Here is a 25,755-nt window from a genome sequence, read left to right on the forward strand (position 1 = left end):
CGAGGGCGGTCAGCCGGGTTCGTGGGTGAGCAGGCTGTCGAGGGCGACGCCGGGGTCGGCCAGCCGGTCGGGGTCGACCGGCTGCCGGGAGCGGATCAGCTCCTTGATCGGGTCGGTCACGTCCCACACGTTGACGTTCATGCCCGCCAGCACCCGCCCCCGCGAGGTCCAGAACGCGATGAACGCGCCGCCGTCGAGGTCACCGCGGACGACCACCCGGTCGTACGAGCCCGGCGGGGCGTGGCCGGTGTACTCCATGCCCAGCTCGTACTGGTCGGTGTAGAAGTAGGGCAGCCGGTCGTAGCTGACCGGCCGGCCGACCATGCCGCGGGCGGCGGCCGGCCCGGAGTGCAGGGCGTTGGCCCAGTGCTCGACGCGGACCCGGGTGCCGAGCAGCGGGTGCTGGGCGTTGGCCAGGTCGCCGGCGGCCCAGACGTGCGGATCGTCGGTGCGCAGGGTGTGGTCGACGAGGACACCGTCGTCGACCGCGAGGCCGGCCCGCTCGGCGAGTTCGGTGGCGGGCCGCACCCCGACGCCGACGACCACGAGGTCGGCCGGGAGGGTGGTGCCGTCGGCCAGCCGGACGGCACTGACCCGACCCGTCCCCTGGAATTCCCGCACCTGCGCCCGGAAGTGGAAGGTGACCCCGTGGTCGCGGTGCAGGTCGGCGAAGACGGTGGCGAGTCGGTCGCCGAGCACCCGGTGCAGGGGCAGGTCGGCGACCTCGACGACGGTGACGGTGGCGCCGCGGGTGCGCGCGGCGGCCGCCACCTCCAGGCCGATCCACCCGGCGCCGACGACGACCACGTTCGCGCCGTCGACCAGCGCCTCGCCGATCCGGTCGCTGTCGGCGAGGGTACGCAGCCGCAGCACCCCGTCGAGGTCCGCGCCGGGTACCGGCAGGGTGCGCGCCCGCGCCCCGGTGGCCAGCAGCAGCCCGCCGTAGCGCAGGCGCTGCCCGTCGGCCGTCTCGACCGCACGCGACACCCGGTCCAGCGCGGTCACCCGGGTGCCGGTGCGCAGGTCGACGTCGTGTTCGGGGTACCAGCCGGCGTCGTGCACGTGGACGCTGTCCCGCTCGGCGGTGCCCAGCAGCAGGCCCTTGGACAGCGCCGGCCGTTCGTACGGGCGCTCGGCCTCCTCGCCGAGCAGGACGACGTCGCCGTCGTACCCCTCCTCGCGCAGCGTCTGGGCGGCCCGGGCGCCGGCCAGGCCGGCGCCCACGATCACGATCGGACCTTGCTCGGTCACTGTTCCTCCTCGTACGGATTCACGGGCGGGCGCCGACGCCGGTCAGCGCGAAGAACTCGGCGCGCGAGCGCGGGTCGTCGCGCAGCGTGCCGAGCAGCGTCGAGGTGACGGTGGTGGCGCCGACCGCGCGCACCCCGCGCAGGCTCATGCAGAGGTGCTCGGCCTCGACGACCACCCCGACCCCCTTCGGCCGCAGCTGCGCGGCGAGCCAGTCGGCGATCTGCCGGGTCAGCCGTTCCTGGACCTGCGGCCCGTGCGCGAAGAGCTCCACCACCCGGGCGAGCTTGGACAGCCCGAGGATCCGCCCGCCGGGCAGGTAGCCGACGTGGGCGACGCCGAGGAACGGCAGGAAGTGGTGCTCGCACACCGAGCGGATCGGGATGGAGCGGGCGACGACGAGCTCGTCGTAGCCCTCGTCGTTGTCGAAGGTGGTGAGCCGGAACTCGCGCGGGGTGAGCAGTTCGGCGTAGGCGCGGGCCATCCGGCCCGGCGTGTCGGCCAACCCGTCGGCGTCGATGTCGACGCCGAGTGCCGCGAGGAAGTCGGCCGCGGCCCGTTCGGCGGCGGCCAGGTCCCGGCCGGGCCGACGCCGCAGCACCCGCAGCGGGCCCGGTCCGGCCTCGTCCTCGGCGACCGACGCACCGTCGGTCGTGGACGCCGGGTCCATCAGGTCCATGTCGGCCACCCATCCGTTTTCGCCAACCACCGTTGTCGTTATTCATGCTGGACCCGGCGCGGCAGAATTTCAATAGCGGACGCTGGTGATAATCTCGGGGGGTGCCGGACCGGTGGACCGCCGTGGCCGCGCTCGCCGATCCGTCCCGGCGGGCGCTGTACGACCACGTCCGTCACCAGGACCACCCGGTCAGCCGCGAGGAGGCCGCCGACGCAACCGGGATCACCCGCGGGCTGGCCGCCTTCCACCTCGACAAGCTCGTCGACGCCGGCCTGCTGCGCGCCCACTACCAGGCGCCGGCGGACCAGCCCCGGGGCCGGGGCCGCAGCCCCAAGGTGTACGAGCCGGCCGGCGACGGGCTCGCCGTGACGATCCCGGAACGCCGCTACGAGCTGATCGCCGAGATCCTCGCCGACGCGGTCGCCGAGGACCCGACCCGCGCCGACGACGCCGCGCGTCGCCTCGCCGGGCAGCGGGGCCGCGACCTCGGTGCCGGCCTGGCCGCGGACGGGTGCGGGATCCTGTCCGCGCTGGACGGGCTCGGCTTCGAACCGCGGCCCGACGCGTCGCGCCGGGTGCTGCTGCACAACTGCCCGTTCCACGCCCTGGCCACCCGGCACACCGCGCTGGTCTGCGGGCTCAACCACGCCTTCCTCACCGGGTTGCTCGACGGGCTCGGCGCGGCGGGCGCCGAGGCCCGGCTGGCGCCCCGCCCCGGCGCCTGCTGCGTGCAGCTGGATCTGCCGTCCTGAGCCCCGGTTTCAGGACGGGGGCAGCGGCGGCAGGACGCTCTCCACGTGGTCCAGCTCGCGTTCCAGCACCCGCATGTCGGCGTCGGCGAGCCGGCCCGCGTCCCGCCAGGCGAGCAGTTCCTCCCGCTCGGCGTCGATCATCTCCCGCCGGGCCCGCAGCGCGGCCAGGTACTCCTCGTCGGTCGGCAGCATCTGGTCCTCGACCGCGGAGAGCAGCTCGACCCGGGTGGTGTAGCGCTGCTGGCGGACCTCGGCCGCGTGACGCAGCGGCGCCGCGATCTTCCCGACGGTGGGGTCGGCCGCGGCGAGCGAGTCCAGCCGCTGCAGGGCGGCCTGCACGGCGGCGGCGCGCGCCTGGTTGCGGGTCAGCGCCCGGCTGACCTCGGTGCCCGGCAGCCGCAGCCGGCGCAGCAGCGGGGCGAAGGTCAGCCCCTGGCCGATCAGGGTCACCAGCACCACCAGGTAGGCGCAGAAGAGCAGCAGGTCCCGGGCGGGGGTGTCGGCGGGCAGGGTGAACGCCGCGGCAAGGGTGATCACCCCACGGGTGCCGGCCCAGCTCAGCGCGAGCAGTTCCCGCCCGGACAGCGGCGGGTTGCCCGGGCGCGGGTCGCCGCCCAGCCGGGCGTGCATCCGCGTGGGCAGGTGCGCCGCCAGCAGCAGCCACAGCGGCCGTACCAGCAGCACCGTGCCGACGGTGACCGCGGCGGCGGTGACGACCGTGCTGACGTCGTAGTCGCGCAGGCCGCGGACGACCGCCGGCAGTTGCTGGCCGATCAGCAGGAACACGTAGCCCTCGAGGAGGAACTCCACCAGGTGCCATACCGCGCGGGTCTGCAGGCGTGCCCGGCTGGACTGCAGCGACGCGCTGCGGTGGCCGAGCCACAGGCCGGCCACGACGACCGCGAGCACCCCGGACACGTGCAGCTTCTCGGCCGCCAGGTAGGCGGCGAACGGGGTGCCCAGTGACAGCGCGTTGTCGATCAGCGGGTCGCTGACCCTCTTCCGGAGCTGGGCGATGGCCGCGGCGAGGACCAGGCCGACCAGCAGCCCGCCGGCGGCCACGACGAGGAAGTCCCCCACCGCGTGGCCGACGGAGAACGCCCCGCCGACCGCCGCCGCGACGGCGACCTGCAGGATCGTCAGGGCGGTGGCGTCGTTGAGCAGCCCCTCCCCCTCGACCAGCGTGATCAGCCGGGGCGGCAGGCCGGCGCGCCGGCCGATCGACAGCGCCGCGACCGGGTCCGGCGGCGAGACCGCCGCGCCCACCGCGATGCCGACGCTCAGCGGCACGGCGGCCACGGTCGCGTTGAGCCCGAACCCGACGGCGAGCGCGGTGACCAGCACCAGGGCCACCGACAGCCCGGCCACCGTACGGGCGTTGGTGCGGAGCGCGGTCAGGCTCGACTGCAACGCGGCGGCGTAGAGCAGCGGCGGGATGACCAGGTAGAGCACGGCCTCGGGGTCGAGGGTGAGGTTCGGGCCGGGCAGGTAGCCGTAGCCGATGCCGGCGAGGACCAGCAGCACCGACGCCGGCAGGCCGCTGCGGTGGGCCACCGCGTTGGCCACCATGACCACCACCAGGCCGCCGAGCACCAGCGCCAACGCGGTCACCATCCGAGCCGATCCCTCCTGTCCGGCGGCCGGAATCCGGCGTTCGCGCCGGCGGCCCGGGTCACCAGCCCACGCTCGCACGGGGGCGGGCCCCGGCCGGGCGGAAACGGCGGCAGGCGGCGCGTCAGGGGCCAGGCAGGTCGGCACCGCACGACGCGGGCCGGCCCCGTTCGGGGCCGACCCGCCTCAGCGTACCGGTCAGGAGGCCTCGGGGCTCCCGGCCGCCTGCCGCTCGGCGGCGAGGGTCAGGGCGCGCAACTCCGGGGCCATCGTCGCGGTGGCGGGTTCCCGACGCAGCTCGCGGAGCAGCCCGACGACCATGCCGACCATCACGAACAGGAACGGCAGGGCGGCGAGGATGGTCAGCGACTGCAACGCGGACAGCCCACCGGCGAGCAGCAGCACCGCGGCCACCAGCCCGGTCAGCACCCCCCACAGGGCGACCAGCCAGCTCTTCGGCTCGATGTCGCCGCGGGAGGAGAGCGTGCCCATCACCACCGAGGCGGCGTCCGCGCCGCTGACGAAGAAGAGCGCCACCAGCACCATCACCACGATCGCGGTGACGGTGAAGAGCGGGAACTCCCGCAGTACCGCGAAGAGCGCCGCCTCCGGGCTCTCCGCCACCGCGGCGGACAGGTCGGTGCCGCCGAGCTGCAGGTTGATGGCGGTGCCACCGAACACCGAGAACCAGACGAAGCTGACCAGGCTCGGGATGGCCACCACGCCGAGGACGAACTGGCGGATCGTGCGGCCCCGGGAGATCCGGGCGATGAACGCGCCGACGAACGGCGTCCAGGAGATCCACCACGCCCAGTAGAAGATGGTCCAGCCGGCCATCCACTCCTCGCCGCCGAAGGCGCCGGTGCGGAAGCTCATCGGGATGAGGTCGTAGAGGTAGCCGCCGGTCGACGCGGTGAGCGTGTTGAAGATGAAGACGGTCGGGCCCACCACGAGCAGGAAGAACAGCAGCGCCACCGCGAGCACCATGTTGGTGTTCGACAGGAACTGGATGCCGCGCTTGACGCCGGTGATGGCGGAGACCACGAACGCCGCGGTGAGCACCGCGATGATGCCGATCGCCAACGGGGTGGAGTTCGGCACGTCCCACAGGTTCGTCAGCCCGCTGTTGATCTGAAGGGCGCCCAGGCCGAGCGAGACCGCGGAGCCGAACAGCGTCGCGAAGATCGCGAAGATGTCGATGGCCTTGCCGGGACCGCGGTTGGCGCGCTCGCCGATGAGCGGGAAGAAGGCGCTGCTGATCAGGCCGCGCCGGCCCTTGCGGAAGGTGAAGTAGGCGATCGCCAGGCCGACCACGGCGTAGATCGCCCACGGGTGCAGCGCCCAGTGGAAGAACGAGTACTCCATGGCCACCCGGGCGGCCTGCTGGGAGTTCGGCTCGGTGAGCCCGCGCGGCGGGGTGCCCAGGTGGGACAGCGGCTCGGCGGCGCCCCAGAACATCAGGCCGATGCCCATGCCGGCGCTGAACATCATCGCCACCCAGGACACGGTGGAGAACTCGGGCTTCTCGTCGTCGCGGCCGAGCTTGATCCGGCCGTACCGGCTGAGCGCCAGCCAGATCGACAGCGCCACGAAGCCCGCGCTGCCCAGTACGAAGACCCAGCCGAACACGCTGACGACCCAGTCGAGCGCCGTCCCGGTGACCGACGCCAGGTTGTCGGTCGCCAGGATGCCCCACAGGACGAAGAGCACCGACGCCGCGGCGGCCACGCCGAGCACGGTCCGGTCGATGCCTCGCTGGCCGCCGTCCGGCCCGATGGGCGGACCGCCTGGCTCGGTGTTGTCCTCGGTTGTCGCCGGTTTGGCAGACACGGTCATGGTCTGTGGACCCTCCGTGGTCTCACGGGACGCGGGCCACCTGCCTGGGCGCGATCGCGCGTCCGTCCCCGCGTCCCTGTCTCGGCCCTGCCGACCGGAGCGGTCCGGGCACTCGGGAAGCAGTCGCGGCGGGCGGCGTTCGCTGGACTGCGACCAGCGCGACGCCGCGACTGTGCGGCCACCACTTTCGGAGCCGATCGTGGAGGCGACCCTGCGGTTCCATGACAGTTGTGTGACAAGATCAGCCGCGAACGACCCAGACGGGGTCAGAGCGACCCTTCGTGGCCGATGCCGGGACGAACAGCGAACCGTGCCGCGGGAAGCCCACGCGCACCGACATCGGCGGTGAACACCGCCCCGGATCCTGGCACGCCGGCGGTCCGGGCCGTGGTGACGAACATGACCCGCAGAGCCGGCCCGCCGAACGCCACGTTGCTGACCAGCGGCGCCGGCACCCGCAGCGCCCGGTCCGGCCGCAGCTCGGCGGTGTAGCGGCGGACCAGGCCGGAGCCCCACAGTGCGACCCAGACCCCGCCGTCGGCGTCGACCGCGATGCCGTCCGGGCGGTCGACGCGTACGGAGGCCACCCGGCGCCGGTCCGGCCCGTACGCGGTAACGGTGCCGGCGAACGTGTCGGCGTGGTACAGGACGGTGCCGTCCGGGCTGGTGTCGAGGCCATTCGAGGCGCCCACCCCGGCGGCGACCACCCGGTGACCCAGGTCCGCGCCGACCACGTGGAGGGCGGCCCGCCCGGCCCGGCCACGGTCGACGGAGCCGGTGTAAAGCATCCCGTCCCGCCCGCACACCGCGTCGTTGAACGCCAGGTCGGCCGGCCCGGGCACGCTGAGCACCGTCCGGAAGGTTCCGTCGTACGGGTCGAAGGCGCCGAGGTCCCGCCCGGCGACTCCCAGCCACCACCCGCCACCGGCCGCGGGCACCAGGGCGGTAAGACGCCGCGCGCAGGTGACGCCGTGCGCCGTCCCGGCGATGGGGTCGAGGGTCCAGACCGTGTGGCCGGTGACGTCGACCAGGTGCAACCGCCCGGCGTCCCAGACCGGGCTCTCCCCCAGCTCGCAGCGCAGCTCGCCCAGCACCGACCAGTCGACGTCCTCGACACTCACAGCCATCGGGCGCGCAGGTCGGGCCGGAGCCAGGCGGCGGGCGAAGAGATGGACAACCCGCCGTCCACCGGGAGCACCGCGCCGGTGACGAAGTCCGCCGCCGGGGAGGCGAGGAACGCCACCGCGGCGGCGACGTCCTCGGGACGACCGACCCGGCGCAGCGGATAGCCCTCGGTGACCGCGGGCAGGTCGGCGCTGCCGATCATGCCGGGAGCGACGGCGTTGACCCGGATCCCGGCCGGCCCGTACTCCAGGGCGAGCTGGCGGACCAACCCTTCGACGCCGGCCTTCGCGGCGGCGTAGCCCGGCAGGCCGGGAGCGGCGAGGGTGGCGTTGACGGAGCTGACCGCGACGATTGCGCCGCCGCGCGGCAGCAACGGCAGGGCAGCCCGGACGACGTAGAACGTCGAGTCGAGGGTGGCGTCGATGGCGATCCGCCACTGCCCGTCGGTGGTCTCGGCCGCCGAGGCGACCGGCATGACGGCGGCGGCCGGCACCACCACGTCGAGCCGGCCGAGCACCCGGTGGGCCGCGGCGACGGTGGCCGCCGCAGCGTCCGGGTCGGCGCAGTCGGCCATCAGTTCGGTGGTGAACGCCGGATCGGCGTGCTCGTCGAGGCTGACGCCGACCACCCGGTCCCCGGCGTCGGCGAACACCCGGGCGATGGCGGTACCGATCGGCGAGGAGGCGCCGACGACGAGGACGCCCCGGCCGCTCACCGCCCCAGTCCCAGGTCGTCGAGGATGGTGGCGAGCGACGCCCGGCCGGCCGCGTCGAGCGGTCGGGCCGGCGAGCGGACGGTGGCGTCGGCGATCAGCCCGCGCCGCACGAGGACCTCCTTGTGCACCGCCCAGGCGATGCCCTGCTGCAGGCCGAACAGGATCAGCGGCAGCAGCCGGGTGAACCCGGCCCGCGCCTCGACGTGCCGGCCGGCCGCCCAGTCGGCGAGGACGGGGCCGAGCAGGTCGGGGAACTCGCAGGCCGGCATGGTGCCGATAGCGCCGCGGCCGTACTCCTCGAGGCAGAACTGGGCGTTCTGGCCGCCGAGGACGGCGAAGCTGTCGTCGGCGCGGGCGGCGACGACGGCCGCGACCTTCGGCGCGGTCGGCGGCGTCTCCACCTTCACCGAGGTGACGCCGTCGAGCTTGCCGAGTTCGGCGATGAGCGCGGGCGCCATGGTGACACCGGTGGCGCCGGGCGCGTCCTGGACCATCACCTCGACGCCGGCGGCCGCCGCCACGTGGCTGTAAAAGGCGAGCAGCTGGTCGGGGGTGGGCTTGACCATGAACGGGGGCAGCACCATCAGCGCCGTGGCACCACCGGCCACCGCGGCGTCGGCCTGTTCGATCGCGGTGACCGTCGAGGTGCCGTTGACGCCCGCGACGACCGGCACCGCGCCGGCCACGACGTCGGTGACCGTAGCCAGGATGCGGGCCCGCTCGTCGGCGGTGAGGGCGAAACCCTCGCTGGCCATGCCGAACACCGCGACGCCGGTGACGCCGCTGGCGAGTTGGAATTCGGTGAGCCGACGCAGGCTGGGCAGGTCCAGGGCGCCGTCGGGCCCGAACGGGGTGGCGAGGATCGGCACGAGGCCGTGCACGGTGTGGGGCACTCAGGACTCCTTGGCCAGGGCGCGAACCGCCTCGACGTCGACGTCGACGCCGAGTCCGGGTCCCGCGGGCAGGTCGAACGCGGCCGGGTGCAGGGGCACCGGCCCGGTGAGGATGCGTGATCCGACCTCGGTGGAGGTCGGCTGGTACTCGAACGCGGCGAGGTCGGCGACCGCCGCCGCGACGTGCAGGCCGGCGGCGAGGGAGACCCCCATGCCGACGGAGTGGTGCGGGGCGACGGGCACGTGCCGGGCGGCGCACAGCTCGGCGATCGCCATCGCCTCGGTGATCCCGGTACGCGCCACGTCCGGCTGGGCGATCCGCAGCGCCCGGGCGTCGAGCCACTGGGCGAACTCGTACCGGTTGCGCAGCGCCTCGCCGACCGCGACCGGGACGGTCGAGCGGGCGGCGAGTTCGGCGTGCCCGACGACGTCCTCCGGCGCCAGGGGCGCCTCCAGGAACCAGGCGCCCCGCTCGGCGAGACCGCGGGCCAACGCGACGGCCTCGTCCACCCCGTAGGCCCAGTGCCCGTCGACGGCGACCCGCAGGCCCGGGGCGGCCGCGCGGACCACGTCGACGGTGGTGAGGTCGGCCGCGACGCCGTGCCCGAGGTGCAGCTTGACCGCGGTCGCGCCCCGGTCGGCCCAGTCCCGGGCCAGCTCGGCCCGCTCCGGGTCAGTGGGGCGGGGCAGGCCGGAGACGTACGTGGGCAGGCGGGTGCGGAACGCCCCGCCGAGCAGTTGGGCGACGCCGAGCCCGGCGAGCCGGCCGGCGAGGTCCCAGAGCGCGATGTCCACGGCGGCGAGCGCGTCGGCCTGGTGGCCGACCAGGTGCCCGCGTTCGCGCATCAGGTCGCGCAGCCGGTACCAGGCGGGGCGGGGAGCGGTGGCGTCCATGCCGACCAACACCGGGGCGAGCAGCAGGTCGACGATGGCGGCGGGCACCTCGGGCGCCACCGGGGCGAGCGCCTCCCCCCAGCCGGTGGTGCCGTCCTCGGCGACCACCTCCACCAGCAGCGTCTCGTAGCGGGACGAGTAGAGGCTGCGCCACGGTTCGCGGACCTCGTAGCCGCCGCCGATGCGGCTGCCGTCCCGTTTCGGCCCCAGGTACGCCTCGTCGGCGTGCACCTTCAGCACGTGGGTGTGTACCTCGCGGATCCGCATCACGCCTCCTGTCCGCAGGCCAGCCGCACCGGCTCCGTGCGCCGGTCGCCGACCTGCACCACGTAGCTGAACGCGGCGGACAGGTCGTCCACCGGCACGGTCCACTCGTTCGGCAGCACCGCGCGGTCGGCCCGCTGCCAGCTGGCGCCGTCGTCGAGCGACCAGTGCAGCGTCGCCGGTTCTCGGGTCGCGGCCTGCACGTAGGCGTGGTAGCGGCTGCCGTCGGGCTTCGGGATCAGGATGCCCCGCACCGCGCCCACCGGGCCGTCGTCGAACCGGTGCGCGCCGACCGGGGCGGCGCCCGCCCGGTGCAGCGGTACGTCGAGCGCGAGGCCGTGCACCACGATGGCGGTGATGCCGTGCCCGGACACCGGCACGGTCAGGCGGTGGTCGACGACCTCGGCCCGCTCCGGCACGCCGCCGTCGCGGATCACCGTGGCCCGGTACGCGACACCGGGGGTCATCGGCACCCACGCCGGGTCCAGCGTCACGGTCACCGTGGTATCGGTGGCGGCGGCGTTGGTGAGGCTGACGCAGAGTCGGTCCCCGCCCTCGGCCGCGATCCAGTTGACCTGCTCGGTGTCCAGCCGCACCAGCCCCTTCGGCAGCCACAACCAGACGCCGTCCTCGCCGTGGAAGCGGCCGGTCGCGTGGCCGCGGACGCGGAAGGCGAACCACACGTAGTTCTGCTCGAACTCCGCCGGGAACGCGATCGCCCCGCCGGAGCGGGTCTCGTGCTCGGTGACCAGGTAGTCGAGCGCCATGCCGAGCTGGGCGGGCGCGTGGTGGTAGTAGACGGTGGTGTTGCCGAACGGCCCGGTCCACGGGAAGTCGGGGCGCAGGTGGTGCACGGTCAGCTGCCGGTAGTAGTAGCCCGGGTAGTTGGTGAACCGGCCGACCAGCGCGTTGTGCGCCACGTCGCGCAGCAGGTCGTCGCCGGTGTGCGCGGCCAGTCGCAGCAGGAACGGGGCCCAGCCGGGGTTGAGGGTGAAGCCGTTGAACCGGTACGTGTTCAGCGCCTCGATGCTCAGCCCGGTGGGTGACACCTGCCAGGCGGGGACCTGCTCGTCGGGCACGTCGGTGGCCGGGTAGTCGTACAGGTCGTCCGGGTTCCACCAGCCGGTCAGCTCGATCTGCCGGTCGACGAAGAGCGGCCGTTCCGGCACGGTCACCGTGGTGTCCGGCACCGGGCGGGCGAAGACCATCGTGACGAAGCGCTTCGCCTCGGCGTACGCGGCGTCGAGGTAGCGGCGTCGACCGGTCTCCTCGAACATCTCCAGCAGTTCGATCCAGGCCCGGCAGTAGTAGAGGGCGAAGTCGTGCGGGTCGGCCTCGCCGCCGTACGGCTGGTCGAGATCCTCGACCACGTACCGCTCGGCGGCCTCCTCGGCCTGGCGCAGCAGCTTCGGGTCGCGGGTCATCCGGTACGCCGCCAGCGGTTCGCTCATCGGGGTGCGCTTGAGCCAGTAGTCCTGCGCGTCCAGGCTGGACAGGGCCAGCTCGCGGGCGGCGGTGAGGGTGCCCCGAGTCAGCGTGTGCAGCGGGGCGAGCGCGGGCGCGCCGAACGGGGTGCCGCACAGGGCGTGCTTCGTCGGGTCGCCGTACACGGTGGCGTCCTCGCGCGGCGTCCAGCCGTAGCCGTTGCGCGACAGGTGGAACTCGACCGTCGGCAGCGCCCGGGTCTCGTAGAGCTCGTCGTCCCCGGTGAGTTGGTACGCGCCGAGCAGCACCGCGGTCGTGGTGGCCCGTACGGCCTGGTTGTTCTCGATGTCGATAAACCCCTTGGCCCGGCTCCACCAGCCGCTCGGCGAGCCCTGGTAGTCGACCGGGTCGTCGGTATCCGGGCCGGCCTTGAGTAGGTCGATCAGGTTGTGCACGGTGTCGGTGAGCGAGCAGCCGGCAACGTTGCGCCGGTAGGCGGTGTAGCCGTACTCGCCGCGCAGCAGGTCGCGGTAGGCGTCGTAGAGCTCGGTGCGGCCGGCGTACACGCCGACGGTGAACCGGTACGTCTCGCCGGCGCGCAGGTCGGCACGACGGCCGTACTGGGGGGCGTAGAGGGTGGGTGCCACCCGGCCGTCGGGGGTGCGCAGGCCCATGCCGAAGGGCTGGTCGTCGTCGCCACGGGCCGACTCGTACTCGAACGGCAGCTCGCCGGCCGGGGCGAACAGGCCCGTGGTGACCGGGCCGCGCTGCACCAGGCACATCGGCGCGAACAGTTCGTCGCGGCCGACGGACGCCGGTCCGCCGATCATCCGGGCGTGCCGCAGGGGCCCGCACAGCACCTCGTCGACCTCGTCCTCGGGCACGGCGGTGAACGCCTGGTAGGCGACCACGAAGCGGCCATCGACCCGCGGGGTGAGCTCGATGTCGGCGTAGGGGTGCGGGCCGTCCAGCCGCCAGGTGACGGTCAGTGCGAACAGTTCCGGATGGCCGCCGCGCAGTCGTACGGAGTCGGCGCCGAGCACCTCGAGCTCGGTGAGGGTGACCGGATACCGGTCCAGGGTGCCCTGCGGGTCGCGCCGGCTGCCAGCGTCGCCGCGCAGCACCAGCCATCGCTCGCCGAACCGCTCGCTCGCCCGTACCCAGCCGTCGCCGGCCCGCACGGTCAGCTCTGCGGCGTACCCGGACCCGCCGGCCCAGCGCAGCGCGGCGACGTCCAGCCGGTAGCCGGGGCCCTCGACCGTCGCCGCCGGCTCGATGGCCGCAGCGGTCAGGTCCGGGCTGGCGGCGTCGACGGTTCTGCCGGCCGGCGGTCTGCGGGGACCGAGAGCGACCACCTCGACCGGGGCGAATTCGGCGGCGGTGGCGGTGGCGGCGAGCCCGACGCCGCCGCCGTCGAGCGGGAGGCGGTCGGTGACGGTGGCCGCGGTACTCCCGTCGACCCCGACGGTGATCCGGCCGTCGACGATGGTCACCTCGACCGGCAGCCACCGGTCGAAGTCGTACGCCAGGATGTCGTCGGCCAGCAGCTCGGCGCGCCCGTCGGCGTGCCGGGTGACGGTCAGGTAGCGCACTCCGGTACGCACCCGCAGCCCGACCGCGTAGCACCGGTCGGTGTTGGCGTTGAGCAGGAGTTCGGCGGCGCTGACACCGGTGCCGTGCCGGGGCTCGGGCACCCGGACGGCAGTGCGGACGGCGACGTTGCCGGCCATCGCCGGCAGGGCAGCGCTGAGCAGCCGCCGCCCCTGCGGGCCAGCGTGACCGTCAATCTTGGTGGGCTGGTCAAAGGGCGGAACTGCACGCTCAGATGTCATGGCTGCGCCCTGCGACCACGATTCTGCAACTCGTATGCAATCGGCGGTTGACACGATGCAACATGAGCGCCACTCTGACACAGCAATGGATGGGACGTCCAGAAGGAGACTTCGTGGCCAGTGATCAGGGCACCAACCAGAGCGTGGAAAAGGCGGCCGCCGTGCTGAACGCCTTTCTCGCCGGCCAGCCCGCGCTGCGCGTGTCCGACGTCGCCCGTCACGCCGGGCTCGGGCAGTCCACCGCCTCCCGGCTACTGGCCACCCTGGAGTCCTGCGACCTCGTGCAGCGCGACCAGGTCAGCGGCCTCTACCAACTCGGGCCGGCGCTGATCACGATGGCCGGCGTCGCGCTCAACAACCATCCGGTGCACCGCGAGGCCCGCCAACGCGCCCAGAACCTCGCCGCGGAACTCGGCCTCGGCGCCAACGTCGCCATCCGCAGCGGAGCGTCGCTGTTCTACCTCTGCAACTTCGAGGGCACCCTCGCCCCCCGGTCGTTCGTGCTGATCGGCCAGCACAACCCGCTGCACGCCACCGGGCTCGGCAAGTGCCTGCTGATCGGCACGGACGCCGAGCAGCGCCGGGCACTGCTGCCGGACCTGCCGGCGTACACCCCGGCCACCATCACCGACCACGCCGCCCTCGACGCCGCCGTCGAACAGGCCGCGCAGCGCCGCTACGCCACCGAGGTCGAGGAACTCGCCCGCGGGCGGGCCTGCGTCGCCTCCCCGATCCTCGACCACACCGGCACCGTCTGCGCCGCGCTGTCGGTCTCCGGCCCGCTGTCCGCTATCGCCCTCGACAGCCGGGAGGCCGAACTGTCCCGCATGGTCATCGAAGCCGCCGACGCGATCAGCACCGGCCTGGGCTACCTGGGTCCCGCCGACCGCATCCCAGCCCGCATGCAGGCCGTCCGGTGACCGAGCGCGGCGACCTCGGCGCGGGGGCGCCCCATGGGTGGCTGCGGCCGGCGTCGTTCAGCAGGGCGGCGCGGCGGGCCAGAACCGGCGGCACCGAGCGAAACGGAGTGCTGGCATGAGCACCGAGACCGCCCGGACCGGGACCACCGGCGGCAAGCCCGCCCCGAAGCCGACCGGGGCCCGCCCACCCCGCGCGCTCGGCGACGGCGCGTTCGCCGCGCTGCTGATGCTGCCCGCGCTGGCGATGCTCGGCGCGATCGTCGTCTACCCGCTGGTCGCCTCGCTGGTCACCGCGTTCTTCGAGCAGAGTCTCGTCGAGCCCGGCCGCAGCTTCGTCGGGCTGACCAACATCACCGAGCTGCTCGGCGGTGACTTCTGGCGGCTGCTGCGCCAGACCCTGGTCTTCACCGTCGGCGCCACCGTCACGCCGTTCCTGGTCGGCCTCGCCCTCGCCCTGGCGCTGAACACCCGGATCCGGGGTCGCGCCACCCTGCGCGGGCTGCTGCTCATCCCCTGGCTGGTGCCCAGCGTCGTCGTGTCGTTCCTCTGGATGTGGATCTTCAACGCGAACTACGGTCTGGCCAACGGCGTGCTGGAGACGCTGAGGTTGATCGACGAGCCACAGGCCTGGCTCGCCGGCTCCGGCACCGCGATGACCGCCGTCATCGTCGCCAAGACCTGGGCGAGCTTCCCCTGGATCATGGTGATGCTGCTGGCCGGCCTGCAGACCGTACCGGTCGAACTACACGAGGCGGCCGAGACCGACGGCGCCGGCCCGGTGCAGCGGTTCTTCGCCGTCACCCTGCCGCACCTGCGCGGCATCATCGGCATCGTCCTGCTGCTGGAACTGATCTGGAACTTCCAGCACTTCGACCTGATCTACGTGATGACCGGCGGCGGCCCGGCCGGCGCCACCGAGACGTTCGCCACCGCCGTCTACGAGACCGCCTTCCAGGGCTTCGACCTCGGCCGCGCCGGGGCACTCGGCCTGCTGTGGATGCTGCTGCTGCTCGGCATGGTCGCCGTCTACGTCCGCCGGTCCGAGCGAGAGGGGCAACTGTGAGCAAGCGCTCCGCGAGGGACAGCCGCGGCTCCCGCGCGTCCGCCTGGATCGCGGTGGCGGTCCTCGGCGGGTTCGGGCTGCTGCCCGTCTACTGGATGCTCGTCACCGCGTTCACCCCGGCACAGCAGACCTTCCGCTACCCGCCGTCGTTCATCCCCACCGAACTGACCCTGGACAATTTCGCCAACCTGGCCGACGAGCCGGCGCTGGCCCGCTACCTGCTCAACAGCATCGTGGTCTCGGTCATCACCGCGGTGCTGAGCGTCATTGTCTCGGCCTACATGGGCTACGCCTTCTCCAAGTTCCGCTTCCGCGGCCGGCGCAGCCTGATGTACTTCGTGCTCTCGTCCCAGATGTTCCCGCAGGCGCTGCTGCTGGTCACCCTCTATGCCCTGTTCAGCGCCTACCACCTGCTCGACACCTACACCGCGCTGGTGCTGTCGTTCACCACCTTCACGCTGCCGCTCTGCGTCTGGATGCTCAAGGGCTTCTTCGACACCATTCCCGACTCCCTCGTCGAGGCCGCCCGCGTCGACGGCGCCTCGCGGCTGCGCACCATCCACTCGGTGATCCTGCCGCTGTCGGCGCCGGGGCTGATCGCCGCCGGACTGTTCGCGTTCGTCCGCGGCTGGAACGACTTCATCTTCGCGCTTACCCTCGCCGGGCGCGAGAAGACCACCCTGCCACCCGGCCTCGTCAACGCGTTCCTCGGCGAGGCCACCGCGCAATGGGCCGAGTTGATGGCCGCGTCACTGCTGGCGTCCCTGCCGGTCGTGGTCGCGTTCATCGCGCTCCAACGATTCCTGGTCGGCGGCATCACCGCCGGCGCCATCAAGGGATAACACCACCCCCCGTCCCGGAGGTCCAACCATGAGTAGCCACCTTTCGCGCAGGGACATGCTCCGCCTCGTCGGGCTCGGCGCCGGCGCCCTCGGCCTGGGCGGCGTCGCCGCCTGCGCGCCGAGCGCCGACGGCCCCGAGGAGGACACCGCCAAGTCCGCCACCAACTTCTCCTTCGCCTCCTGGAGCCTGGCCGACAACGCCTCCAAGGCCAAGATCGAAGAGCTGATGCGCGGCTACGGCAGCAAGGCCGGCATCACCGTCAACGGCGTGCCGCTGGCCTACAACAACTACCTCAACCAGCTCACCCTCCAGGTGCGCGGCGGCCAGTTCACCGGCGCCGCGCAGATGGACATCGCCTGGCTCGCCGGCCTCGCCGCCCTCGGCAAGCTGCGCGACCTCGGGGAGGTCGCCAAGGGCGCCGGCTACACCGAGGCCGCGCTCAGCTCCGGTCAGGTCGACGGCAAGCAGGTCGGCCTGCCCTGGACCACCGCCGCGATCGGGCTGATCGCCAACCGCGACCTGTTGCAGAAGGCCGGCGTCACCACCGCGCCCAGCACCATCACCGACTTCGAGGCCACACTGCGGGCGCTCAAGGGCACCGGAGTCATCCCGTACGCGGCCTCCACCAAGGTCGCCCAGCTCAAGGACATCCTCATCTGGATGCAGACCTTCGGCAGCCCGCTGCTCGACGGCGACAAGGTCACCGTCGGCGACGACGCCAGCATCGAGGCGGTGACCTGGTACAAGAAGCTCTACGACGAGAAGCTCATCGCCCCCGACGTGGAGCGGGTCGACGCCCGGACCCTGTTCGCTCAGGGCAAGGCTGCCATCTACGACGACGCCATCGTCGGGCGGGACTTCGTCGTCAAGGGCTCCCCCGACAAGTCCATCGCCGACAAGCTGGACCCGATCGCCCGCCCGGTGAAGAACGCCGGCGACAAGCCCCGGGCCGTACAGTGGGGCCACGCCGTGGTGGTCGTCGAGGGCGAGGGCGCCAACACCGCCACCGACTTCGCCAAGTGGCTGACCAGTGACGAGCAGACCGTCCTCGGCTACTTCAAGGACCTGTCCCTGCCGCCCACCACCACCACGGCGCTCGCCTCCGAGCAGGTGAAGACCGACGCCTTCACCTCTCAGTTCAGCGAGCGGATCACCGCCACCGCAACCCCGAACCCGTTCTGGAAGTACCCCCAGTACGCCCAGATGGAGACGGTCATCTCCGAGCAGGTGCAGGCGGTGCTGGTCGGCAAGAGCAAGCCGGCGGACGCGATGCGCGAGGCCGGCCGGGCGGTGCAGGCCCTGATCAAGTGACCAGCGTGGACACCCGGTTGGTGGCGGCGGTCGCCCAGGTGACCGCCGCCACCACCCCGCGGATCTGGGGCTTCGGGGTCGGCGGCATCCTCACCGCGCTGCTGCGCGCCGGTGACACGCTGGGCCGTCCCGATCTCACCCAGCGGGTGGTCGACCTCGTCGCGCCGTCGCTCACCGCACCGCCGGATCCCACCGACCACCTCATCGCGGTCGAGGCGCTGCTCGCCCTCGCCGACCACCGACCCGACCTGGACGTGACCGACGCCTGCCGCCGGTGGCTCACCGCGGTGCGCGACGCCCGACCCGCGCACCCCGGAGGACCCCGCCTGCACCGCCCTGACCTACCGCCCTGGTCGGCCACGGTCTGGGTCGACTGCATGCACACCGACGGGCCCGGCCTGGCCGCGCTGGGGCACGCCGACGAGGCCGTCAGCTACGCCACCGAGTACGCGACCGCACTGCAGCTGCCCCACGGCCTGTTCCAGCACGGCTATGACACCCGGGCCGAACACGGCAACGGCGTCGCCTGGGGACGCGGGCAGGCGTGGGCACTGCTCGGCCTCACCGAAACCCTGCTCCACGCTCCCGACGACGGGCTGGCCGAGCGACTCGTCCGTCTGGTCGACGCGCTGGCCGCGCACGAACGCGACGGCGAGTGGTCCACCGTGGTGGACGACCCGCACGCGCCGGTCGAGGCGAGCACCTCCGCGTACCTCGCCTGGATCCTGCCGCACGCGATCGACGCCGGGCTGGTCGACCCGGCCCACGGCGCGATGGCCGACCGGGCGTGGGCGGCCACCCTGCGCCGGCTCGCCCCGAACGGGGCGCTAGCGGTGTCCGAGGCAACGCCGGTCGGCGCCGCCCGCGACTACCGCCATGGCGCGCTCGGCGTCTTCCCGTGGGGACAGGCCCCCGTGCTGCACGCCGCCCTGGATCGCGCCATCGCCGAGGAGGAGAGATGAAGGTCGTCGACGTCCGCAGCTATGCGGTCCGCGCCGAGCCGGCCGAGACGTACTGGGGGGCCCGGGCGTGGAGCGCCGACCACGGCAGCGCGGTGGTGGAGTACCCGCCCATGGAACGCCGCCGCTACGTCTACAGCGACACCATCGACGCCGTCCTGGTCCGCGTCGAGACCAGCGACGGCGTGGTCGGCTGGGGCGAGGCCAAAGCGCCCGTCGGCGCCCGCGCCACCGCCGCCATCATCGACGACCTGATCGCGCCGCTCGCCGTCGGCTCCCGGCTGGACGAGATCGGCCGCACCTGGGACCGGGTATACACCGGCATGCGGGTCCGCGGCCACGACAGCGGCTTCTGGCTGGAGGCCCTCGCCGGCCTCGACATCGCCCTCTGGGACGCCTTCGCCCGCACTCTCGACCAGCCACTGCACGCCCTGCTCGGCGGCCGCTACCGGGACACCCTGCGGCTGTACGCCTCCGGCGTACCGGCCGCGCCCGCCGGCTCCGGAGCAGGGGGCCAGCAGGCGGTGCGCCAGGAAGCCGAACGGCTGCGCGACCTCGGCTACGACGCGGTCAAGGTGGCCATCGGCGCCCGCCCCGAGGACGACATCGCCTCCGTGCAGACCGTCCGGGACGTCTTCGGTGACCAGGCCGCCGTGTACGCCGACGCGGCCGGCCAGTACGAGGTGCCGCAGGCGCTCCGGGTCGGCCGCGCCCTCCAGGAGGCCGGCGTCGGGTTCTTCGAGATGCCGCTACCCCCGGAGGACCTCGACGGGTACGCCACCCTCGCCGCCCGGCTGGACATCCCACTCGCGCTGGACTCGCTGGCGACCCGGCACCGCGCGCTGGAGTTCCTCCGCGCCGGCGCCCTGCGGGTGCTGCAACCGGACGTGTGCCGGGCCGGCGGGATCACCGAGACCATGCGGATCGCCGCCCTCGCCGACGCGTTCGGCGCGCAGGCCACTCCGCACGTGAGCATCGGCTCGGCGGTGCACTGGTACGCCAGCGTCCAGTGCGCGACGGCGATGCCCAACTTCGCGGTGCTCGAACATTGGATCGGCACCAACCCGCTCACCGCGGTCGCCCCGGACGCGACCGCCCCGATCGGCGGACGGTGCGCGGTGCCGCGCGGCGCCGGCCTCGGCATCACCGTGGACGAGGACGTGGTACGGACGCTGACCGGCCGCCGACCGTAACGAGGAACAGGCCGGAGGCGGATGGCAGGACCGGCGCGGGCCGGCCGGTCGCGGCGGGCGGTGCCCGTTGCCCGACACCTGGTTGAAAGCGCCGCGCCGGTGGCGGATGCTGTGCATACATCTACGCTCACCGATATAGGAGGGGTCGGATGCGCCGCCTGCCGATCGTCGCCCTCGTCCTGGCCACCCTGCTGCTCGGCGGGCCCCCCGCCGCCCACGCCGCCGCCCACGCCGCCCCCGCCACCGCTGACGCCGCGGCGGCGCTGGCCACCATCCGCACCCCCGGCACCGCCTGGGGCGTCGACCCGGCCACCGGCCGGCAGACCGTCACCGTCGACGACACCGTCACCGGCGCCGACCTCGCGGCGCTGCGCACGACCGCCGCCCGGGCCGGCGCCGCGCTCCGGCACGAGCCAGGGCGGTTGCGCATCCTCATCGCCGCCGGTCAGGCCGTCTACGGCAGCTCCGGCGGACGCTGCTCGCTCGGCGCGAACGTGCGCAGCGGCAGCACCTACTACTTCGTCACCGCCGGGCACTGCACCACGACGGCCGCGACCTGGTATTCCGACGCCGCGCACAGCACCGCCATCGGCTCCCGGGTTGGCAGCAGCTTCCCGACCAACGACTACGGCCTGATGCGCTACACCGGCCGCATCGCCCACCCCAGCGCCGTCTACACCCACCCCGGCCTGCTCACCGTCTACGGCGCCGGCAACGCGTACGTCGGGCAGGCGGTGTGCCGCAGCGGCGCCACCACCGGCGTACGGTGCGGCCTGGTCACCGCCCTCAACCAGACGGTGAACTACGCGCAGGGCAGCGTGTCCGGTCTGATCCGCACGAACATCTGCGCCGAGCCCGGCGACAGCGGCGGCCCGCTCTACGTGGCCGCCACCGGCACGATCATCGGGATCCTCTCCGGCGGCAGCGGCAACTGCACCAGCGGCGGCACCACCTACTACCAGCCGATCACCGAGGTCCTCGCCGCGTACGGCCTCACCATCCCCTGAGCCGGCATCGACGCCCGCGCCCTCACCCGCTTCCCCGGCCGCACCATCGGTAGTACGGTGACGGTGGTGCGCCGGGAAGCCTGGTCGGCAGTCGTGACACGTCGTCGACCGGAGGCGCCGCATGGCCACCCCTGCCGTCCGCACCGAACACCTGATCAAGCGCTACGGGTCGCTGCTCGCCCTCGACGGGCTGGATCTCACCGTGCCGGCCGGCGAGGTGTTCGGGTTCCTCGGCCCGAACGGCGCCGGGAAGTCCACCACCATCCGGCTGCTGCTCGGCCTGGCGCGGCCCACCGCCGGCCGCGCCTGGATCTTCGACACCGACGCCGGTGACGTCGCCGCCCACCGCCGGTTGGCCTACGTGCCCGCCGACGTCGCGCTGTGGCCCCAGCTCACCGGCGCGGAGACCCTCCAACTGCTCGCCGCCACCGGGGCCGGCGTCGACCGCGCCTACCGCGACGAACTGGTCGACCGGTTCGCCCTCGACCCGTCCAAGCCGGGCCGGACGTACTCGACCGGCAACCGGCAGAAGGTCGCGCTGGTCGCCGCGTTCGCCACCCGCGCGCCGCTGCTGGTCCTCGACGAACCCACCAGTGGCCTCGACCCGCTGATGGAGCGGGAGTTCCGCCGGGCCGTCGCACACGCCCGCGACCGGGGCCAGACCGTCTTCCTCTGCTCCCACCAGCTCGCCGAGGTCGAGGCCGTCTGCGACCGGGTCGCGATCCTGCGCGCCGGCCGGCTGGTCGACGTGGCCGGCGTGCCCGAGCTGCGCCGGCTGCACCGCACCGAGGTGACCGCCCGCTTCACCGGCCCCGCGCCCGACCTGCGCGGCCTCGCCGGCGTCGACATCCTCGCGGAGGGTCCCGAGCTGCTGCGGCTCACCCTGACCGGGCCGCCCGCACCGGCCCTGCGCTCCCTCGCGGCCGCCGAGGTCACCGCCCTCACCGTCCGCGAGCCGAGCCTGGAGGAGATCTTCCTCGACTACTACGGCGAGGCGGACCGGTGACCGCCACCGCGCAACCCGCCACCACCCACCCCGGCCGCACCTCCACCACGGCCAACCCCGCCGTCACCCTGCTCGCGGTACGCCAGGTCCGCCGGGCGGCGCTCGTCGTCCTGACGCTGACCGTCGGCATGTCGACGCTGGTCGCCACCACCTACACCAGCACCGTCGGCGACGGGCTCGACACCGGTTCGCTGGCCGCGCTGGCCCGCAACCCGGCGGTCCGCACCCTGTTCGGCGAACCCGTCGCCCTCGACACCGCCGGCGGCTTCACCGCGTGGCGCACCGGCACCGTGCTGGCCGTCCTGCTGTCGGTGTGGGGCCTGCTCGCCACCACCCGGATCACCCGCGGCGAGGAGGAGGCCGGCCGCTGGGACCTGCTGCTCGCCGGCCGGCTGACCCCGTCCGGGGTGCTCGGCCGGCACCTCGCGGTGCTGGCGGCCGCCCTGGCCGGGACCGGCATCGCGCTCGCCGCGGCGCTCACCGCCGCCGGCACGCCGGCTCCGGGAGCCGCCCTGCACGCCACCGGCCTGGCCCTGGTCGGCGCGTACGCCGTCGCGGCCGCCGCCCTCGCCGCGCAGGTCTTCCCCACCCGGGCCGGCGCCACCGGCGGCACCCTGGCCCTGCTGGGTGTCGCCCTGGTGGCCCGGATGGTGGGCGACGGCGTCACCCCGCTCGGCTGGCTGCGCTGGCTGCCCCCGTACGGTCCGCTCGCGCTGACCCGCCCGTACCAGGACGACCGGTGGGCGCCGCTGGCCGTCGTCGCCGTCACCACCGTCGCACTGGCCGGCGCCGCGCTCGCCCTGGCCGGCCGGCGGGACGTCCGGGACGGGCTGCTCCGCCCTCCCGCGGGTCGGCCGCCCCGCCGGTGGCTGCTCGGCTCGGTCGAGGCGTTCGCCGTCCGGCGGGTACTGCGGCCGCTCGCCGGCTGGTCGGCCGGGATCGGCGCGTACTTCCTGCTGATCGGGCTGCTCGCCGACTCGATGACCACCTTCCTCGCCGAGAACTCCCGCTTCGCCGACCTGGCCGCGCAGGCGGGCTTCGTCGGCCTCGGCACCGTCCGCGGCTACGCCGCCTCCCTGTTCGCCCTGCTCGCCGTCCCGGTCGGCGCGTTCGCCGCGGTCCGGCTCGGCGCGTTCGCCGCCGCCGAGACGGGCGGACGGCTGACCCTGCTCCACGCTGGCCTGAGCGGCCGCACTCGGCTGCTCGCCGCCGAGGCGGTGACCACCGCCGCCGGGGTGGCCGTCCTGGTCACCGTCGCGGCGGTGGCGACCTGGCTCGGCGCGGTCACGGTCGGCGCGGACCTGCCGCTGGCCGCGGCGCTCGCCGGCACCTGGAACGTGGTCCCGCTGGCACTGCTCAGCCTCGGCGCCGCGGTACTCGCCCTCGGCCTGGGCACCCGGGCGGTGGCGGCGCTGGGGATGCTGCCGACGGCCGGCGGCTTCCTGCTCCAGGTGGTGGCGGACAGCGTGGCGGCACCGGGCTGGGTGGGCCGGCTGTCACCGTACGCCCATCTGGCGGCCGTGCCGGAGGTGGCGCCGAACTGGCCGGCGGCGGCCGTCATGCTAGCCCTCGCCGGCGTGGCCTTGGGCGCGGGCGCCTGGGGTTACCGCCGCCGCGACCTGCGTCCGTAGCTGTACTTCTGTCGAGGGGTGACGGGTTGTCTCGGCGTCACGGAGGGCTTGGGTGGTGACCCGGGAGGCGAGCAGGAGCGCGGCGAGCACGAGGCCGAGGGCTGCGGCGATGAAGGGTGCGCGGATCCCCAGGCTGCGTCCGAGCAGGCCGCCGGCGAGGGCTCCGAAGGGGACGACACCCAGGACGACCAGGCGGTAGGCGGCGGTGACGCGGCCGAGGAGTTCGTCGGGAACTGCTGCTTGGCGCAAGGTGCTGACGACGATCTGGTTCAGCGAGGTGGCAATGGCGGCGCAGAACAGGCTGGCGAGGGCGAGGGGTGTGTGGTGCCCCAGGCCGAGGATGGCGTAGCTGGCGGCCGGGGCGAGGGCGGCGAGCCAGGTGATGGGGCCGCCGCCGATGCGAGGCACGACGTGTTCGGCGAGCAGCGAGCCGGCGATCGCACCGGCGGCGGGAACCGCGATGAACAGACCGTAATGCGCCATGGGCAGCTGGTACGGGCCGGTGATCAGCAGAACGAGCAGCCCGCCGGTGGCCGCGCCGAAGAAGTTGATCGCCGCCGAGATGAACGCGACTCGGCGCAGCAGATTGTGGCGCCAGAAGTGGGCCCATCCGGAGCGGATGTCCTGGGTGATGGTGGTTGGGGTCGAGCGGCGGCGCTCGTGTTCCTCGCCGGTGGGGCGCAGCGCGGGCAGCAGCAGAGCTGCCAGGCCGGCGAGGGTGAACGCGGCTGCGCCGGTGTAGAAGGCCGCTGATGCCGCCAGCGCGAACAACGCCGCCCCGGCGGGCGGACCAATGAAGGTGTTGATGACGGACTGGGTCGCGAACAACCGGCCGTTGGCGCGCTCGAGCTGCTCGCGTGGCAGCAGGCGGGGCGGGATGGTCAGGGCGGCGTTGTCGACCATCGTCTCGGCGCAACCGGCCAGGAACACTGCGGCGTACAGCAGTGCGACGTGGCGCCATCCGTTCGCCAGGGCCACGGCGAGCAGCGCGAACCCGGCCGCGCGCAGGCAGTTGCCAGCGGCAAGGATCCGACGTCTGTCCATCCGGTCGGCCAGCGCGCCGGCGGGGAGGGTTGCCACCAGCCAGGGCAGGAACTGCACCACCGTCATGCCCGCCACCAGGAGCGGGTCACGGGTCAGCGTGGCGACGAGCAGCGGCGCCGCGGCCTGCAGCAGCCCGTCGGCGAGATTCGAGGACGCTTGGGACGCCCACAGGACGGTGAACGATCTGCGTGGGGCGGCGGCTGGCACGATCATCTCCCGGCGAGTTCTCATGGGTGATCAGCTATTCGGGCGCGAGTATGGCAGGGCAGTTGTCTCACGTGCAACAATGCTTTTGGCCATGAGAGGAGCTGATGGTGAGGTTCGGTCACATCGCCGGCGACCCCATGCTCGACCTGGTGAACACCGTTGACTGGCGCCTTGGCGGGCACGACTGCACGGAGAACCTGAAGACCTTCTCGGACGTCGTCGACTGGTGCATCGAGTCCGACTTGATCAGCGGAGACGAGGCCGTGGCCCTGCGCGACCTCGCCGGCCAGGACGACGCCCAGGCCGAGCGGGAGCGGCAACAGGTCATCGCGGCGCGCGAGCGGGTCTACGCGGCCCTCTTCGAGGACGACCCCGAAGCCGCCGCGGATCTCGCGGCCATGTACCGGGCGGCGATCGCCGCGGCCGACCTGGTCCGCACGGGCGCCCGCTGGCAATGGCGAGACCGGGAAATCGACCTCCACCTGCCTCGCAATCGCATCGTCCGCGGGCTCGTGGCCCTCACCCAGCGCGCCGACCTCGACCGCCTCCACCAGTGCGAAGACGTCAAGTGCGGCTGGGTCTATCTCGACACGTCACCGCGGCGGAACCGCCGCTGGTGCAACACGAAGGACTGTGGCGACCGCAACCGCGCCCGCGCCTACTACGCCCGACAGAAGGCGAAGGGCCAGCGGCCCTGATTCGGACCGACCCGGGTGGTCGTCCTCGGGGTCGATCCGCACACTGGGTCCGTGGTTGGTCGGCGGGAGCGGCGTCGGCGCCGGTGGGCGTCCGGCAAGCAGCGGGAGATCCTCGGCCGGCCGACGCTGCGCGGGCCGAAGCCGGGACGCCGGACCCGGGGCCTCGGCTTCGACCGGCCGAGTTGGTTCGCGGCCCTGGTCGGGGTTGCCCTGGGCGGCGCGCTGCTCGCCATCGGCATCGACTCCTGGCGCGACCACCAGGTGCTCGACGCCCGCGGCGTGGTGACGGTCGGTCAGATCGTGGAGGTCCGCGGCGGGAAGACCACCTACCTCACGGTGCGCTTCACGACGGCCACCGGCGAGCAGGTCACGGCCGAGGTCACCGACCCCGGCACGGGGACCAGGCAGGAGGTGGGCGCGCCGATCAGGCTGCGCTACGACCCGGACGATCCGGCCGGCCGGGTGGCCGACGCCGACGACGACGCCGCCCTCGGTACGCGCTGGATCCTGGTGATCGGCGGCGCGGCGCTGCTGGCGGCGACCGGGTGGGCGATGTGGCGACGCCCGCACCGCCCCGGTCGGTGACGGCTCCGGGTGAC

22 protein-coding genes are annotated in these 25,755 nt (G+C 73.6%); 12 read left to right on the forward strand and 10 right to left on the reverse strand.

All coding sequences use genetic code 11. The annotated features are described in order from the left end of the window. Positions 1-9 precede the first annotated feature (9 nt). On the reverse strand, positions 10-1,251 hold the full coding sequence (locus GA0070609_RS14605; RefSeq protein WP_088994317.1) for an NAD(P)/FAD-dependent oxidoreductase: 1,242 nt from the start codon (positions 1,249-1,251) through the stop codon (positions 10-12). Positions 1,252-1,270: 19 nt separating this feature from the next. Next, positions 1,271-1,927, reverse strand: coding sequence for a GTP cyclohydrolase I FolE (gene folE / locus GA0070609_RS14610; protein ID WP_456299186.1), 657 nt, complete (start codon positions 1,925-1,927; stop codon positions 1,271-1,273). A 101-nt stretch (positions 1,928-2,028) separates the two neighbouring features. Here folE and GA0070609_RS14615 point away from each other — a divergent pair, with 101 nt between their 5' ends. After that, the gene (locus tag GA0070609_RS14615; RefSeq protein WP_088994318.1) at positions 2,029-2,679 is read left to right on the forward strand and encodes a helix-turn-helix transcriptional regulator; all 651 of its coding nucleotides are present in this window, start codon (positions 2,029-2,031) and stop codon (positions 2,677-2,679) included. Between the two features lie 9 nt (positions 2,680-2,688). On the opposite strand, the gene GA0070609_RS14620 is transcribed toward GA0070609_RS14615, so the two are convergent. From GA0070609_RS14620 to GA0070609_RS14650, 7 genes are all read right to left on the reverse strand, one after another. Next, complete coding sequence (locus tag GA0070609_RS14620; RefSeq protein ID WP_088994319.1) at positions 2,689-4,293, reverse strand: Na+/H+ antiporter; 1,605 nt, start codon at positions 4,291-4,293, stop codon at positions 2,689-2,691. 195 nt (positions 4,294-4,488) lie between these two features. Further along, complete coding sequence (locus GA0070609_RS14625; protein ID WP_088994320.1) at positions 4,489-6,126, reverse strand: BCCT family transporter; 1,638 nt, start codon at positions 6,124-6,126, stop codon at positions 4,489-4,491. Positions 6,127-6,392: 266 nt separating this feature from the next. Next, positions 6,393-7,253, reverse strand: a complete 861-nt coding sequence (locus GA0070609_RS14630) for an SMP-30/gluconolactonase/LRE family protein (protein WP_088994321.1) — start codon at positions 7,251-7,253, stop codon at positions 6,393-6,395. Then, on the reverse strand, positions 7,244-7,966 hold the full coding sequence (locus GA0070609_RS14635) for an SDR family NAD(P)-dependent oxidoreductase (protein ID WP_088994322.1): 723 nt from the start codon (positions 7,964-7,966) through the stop codon (positions 7,244-7,246). Before GA0070609_RS14635 ends, GA0070609_RS14630 begins: the two co-directional genes overlap by 10 nt. Continuing rightward, positions 7,963-8,859 (reverse strand): dihydrodipicolinate synthase family protein, encoded by an 897-nt coding sequence (locus tag GA0070609_RS14640; RefSeq protein WP_088994323.1) that lies wholly within the window; start codon positions 8,857-8,859, stop codon positions 7,963-7,965. Before GA0070609_RS14640 ends, GA0070609_RS14635 begins: the two co-directional genes overlap by 4 nt. Further along, positions 8,860-10,020, reverse strand: coding sequence for a mandelate racemase/muconate lactonizing enzyme family protein (locus tag GA0070609_RS14645; protein ID WP_088994324.1), 1,161 nt, complete (start codon positions 10,018-10,020; stop codon positions 8,860-8,862). It abuts the gene before it with no gap. After that, positions 10,020-13,274, reverse strand: a complete 3,255-nt coding sequence (locus GA0070609_RS14650; RefSeq protein WP_157748169.1) for a hypothetical protein — start codon at positions 13,272-13,274, stop codon at positions 10,020-10,022. The genes GA0070609_RS14645 and GA0070609_RS14650 overlap by 1 nt, the downstream gene beginning before the upstream one ends. A 113-nt stretch (positions 13,275-13,387) precedes the next feature. Here GA0070609_RS14650 and GA0070609_RS14655 point away from each other — a divergent pair, with 113 nt between their 5' ends. The 9 genes from GA0070609_RS14655 (at position 13,388) to GA0070609_RS14695 (ending at position 23,207) form a co-directional block, all read left to right on the forward strand. Next, entirely contained in the window at positions 13,388-14,194 is an 807-nt protein-coding gene (locus GA0070609_RS14655) for an IclR family transcriptional regulator (protein ID WP_088994326.1), read from the forward strand. A gap of 115 nt (positions 14,195-14,309) precedes the next feature. Further along, the gene (locus GA0070609_RS14660) at positions 14,310-15,257 is read left to right on the forward strand and encodes a carbohydrate ABC transporter permease (protein ID WP_088994327.1); all 948 of its coding nucleotides are present in this window, start codon (positions 14,310-14,312) and stop codon (positions 15,255-15,257) included. Beyond that, positions 15,254-16,099 carry a carbohydrate ABC transporter permease gene (locus GA0070609_RS14665; protein ID WP_231928777.1) on the forward strand — a complete coding sequence of 282 codons (846 nt, stop codon included), beginning with the start codon at positions 15,254-15,256 and terminating at the stop codon, positions 16,097-16,099. The genes GA0070609_RS14660 and GA0070609_RS14665 overlap by 4 nt, the downstream gene beginning before the upstream one ends. Before the next feature lie 28 nt (positions 16,100-16,127). Further along, positions 16,128-17,411, forward strand: a complete 1,284-nt coding sequence (locus GA0070609_RS14670; RefSeq protein ID WP_088994328.1) for an extracellular solute-binding protein — start codon at positions 16,128-16,130, stop codon at positions 17,409-17,411. Further along, positions 17,408-18,373 carry a glycoside hydrolase family 88 protein gene (locus GA0070609_RS14675; protein ID WP_088994329.1) on the forward strand — a complete coding sequence of 322 codons (966 nt, stop codon included), beginning with the start codon at positions 17,408-17,410 and terminating at the stop codon, positions 18,371-18,373. Before GA0070609_RS14670 ends, GA0070609_RS14675 begins: the two co-directional genes overlap by 4 nt. Next, positions 18,370-19,563, forward strand: coding sequence for a mandelate racemase/muconate lactonizing enzyme family protein (locus GA0070609_RS14680; protein ID WP_088994330.1), 1,194 nt, complete (start codon positions 18,370-18,372; stop codon positions 19,561-19,563). The genes GA0070609_RS14675 and GA0070609_RS14680 overlap by 4 nt, the downstream gene beginning before the upstream one ends. A gap of 149 nt (positions 19,564-19,712) precedes the next feature. Further along, complete coding sequence (locus tag GA0070609_RS14685; RefSeq protein ID WP_088994331.1) at positions 19,713-20,570, forward strand: S1 family peptidase; 858 nt, start codon at positions 19,713-19,715, stop codon at positions 20,568-20,570. Between the two features lie 121 nt (positions 20,571-20,691). Beyond that, complete coding sequence (locus GA0070609_RS14690; protein ID WP_088994332.1) at positions 20,692-21,576, forward strand: ABC transporter ATP-binding protein; 885 nt, start codon at positions 20,692-20,694, stop codon at positions 21,574-21,576. Continuing rightward, a complete protein-coding gene (locus tag GA0070609_RS14695) occupies positions 21,573-23,207 on the forward strand; it encodes a polyketide antibiotic transporter (RefSeq protein ID WP_088994333.1) in 1,635 nt (544 codons plus the stop codon). Before GA0070609_RS14690 ends, GA0070609_RS14695 begins: the two co-directional genes overlap by 4 nt. On the opposite strand, the gene GA0070609_RS14700 is transcribed toward GA0070609_RS14695, so the two are convergent. Then, on the reverse strand, positions 23,139-24,482 hold the full coding sequence (locus GA0070609_RS14700) for an MFS transporter (protein WP_231928779.1): 1,344 nt from the start codon (positions 24,480-24,482) through the stop codon (positions 23,139-23,141). The genes GA0070609_RS14695 and GA0070609_RS14700 overlap by 69 nt on opposite strands. Before the next feature lie 80 nt (positions 24,483-24,562). On the opposite strand from GA0070609_RS14700, the gene GA0070609_RS14705 reads away from it, so the two are divergent. Together GA0070609_RS14705 and GA0070609_RS14710 are read left to right on the forward strand one after the other, a co-directional pair. Then, complete coding sequence (locus GA0070609_RS14705; protein ID WP_088994334.1) at positions 24,563-25,156, forward strand: CGNR zinc finger domain-containing protein; 594 nt, start codon at positions 24,563-24,565, stop codon at positions 25,154-25,156. Between the two features lie 51 nt (positions 25,157-25,207). Further along, on the forward strand, positions 25,208-25,741 hold the full coding sequence (locus GA0070609_RS14710) for a DUF3592 domain-containing protein (RefSeq protein ID WP_157748171.1): 534 nt from the start codon (positions 25,208-25,210) through the stop codon (positions 25,739-25,741). Positions 25,742-25,755 lie beyond the last annotated feature (14 nt).

It is taken from the genome of Micromonospora echinaurantiaca (assembly GCF_900090235.1).
In the GTDB taxonomy this organism is placed as follows: Bacteria; Actinomycetota; Actinomycetes; order Mycobacteriales; family Micromonosporaceae; genus Micromonospora; species Micromonospora echinaurantiaca.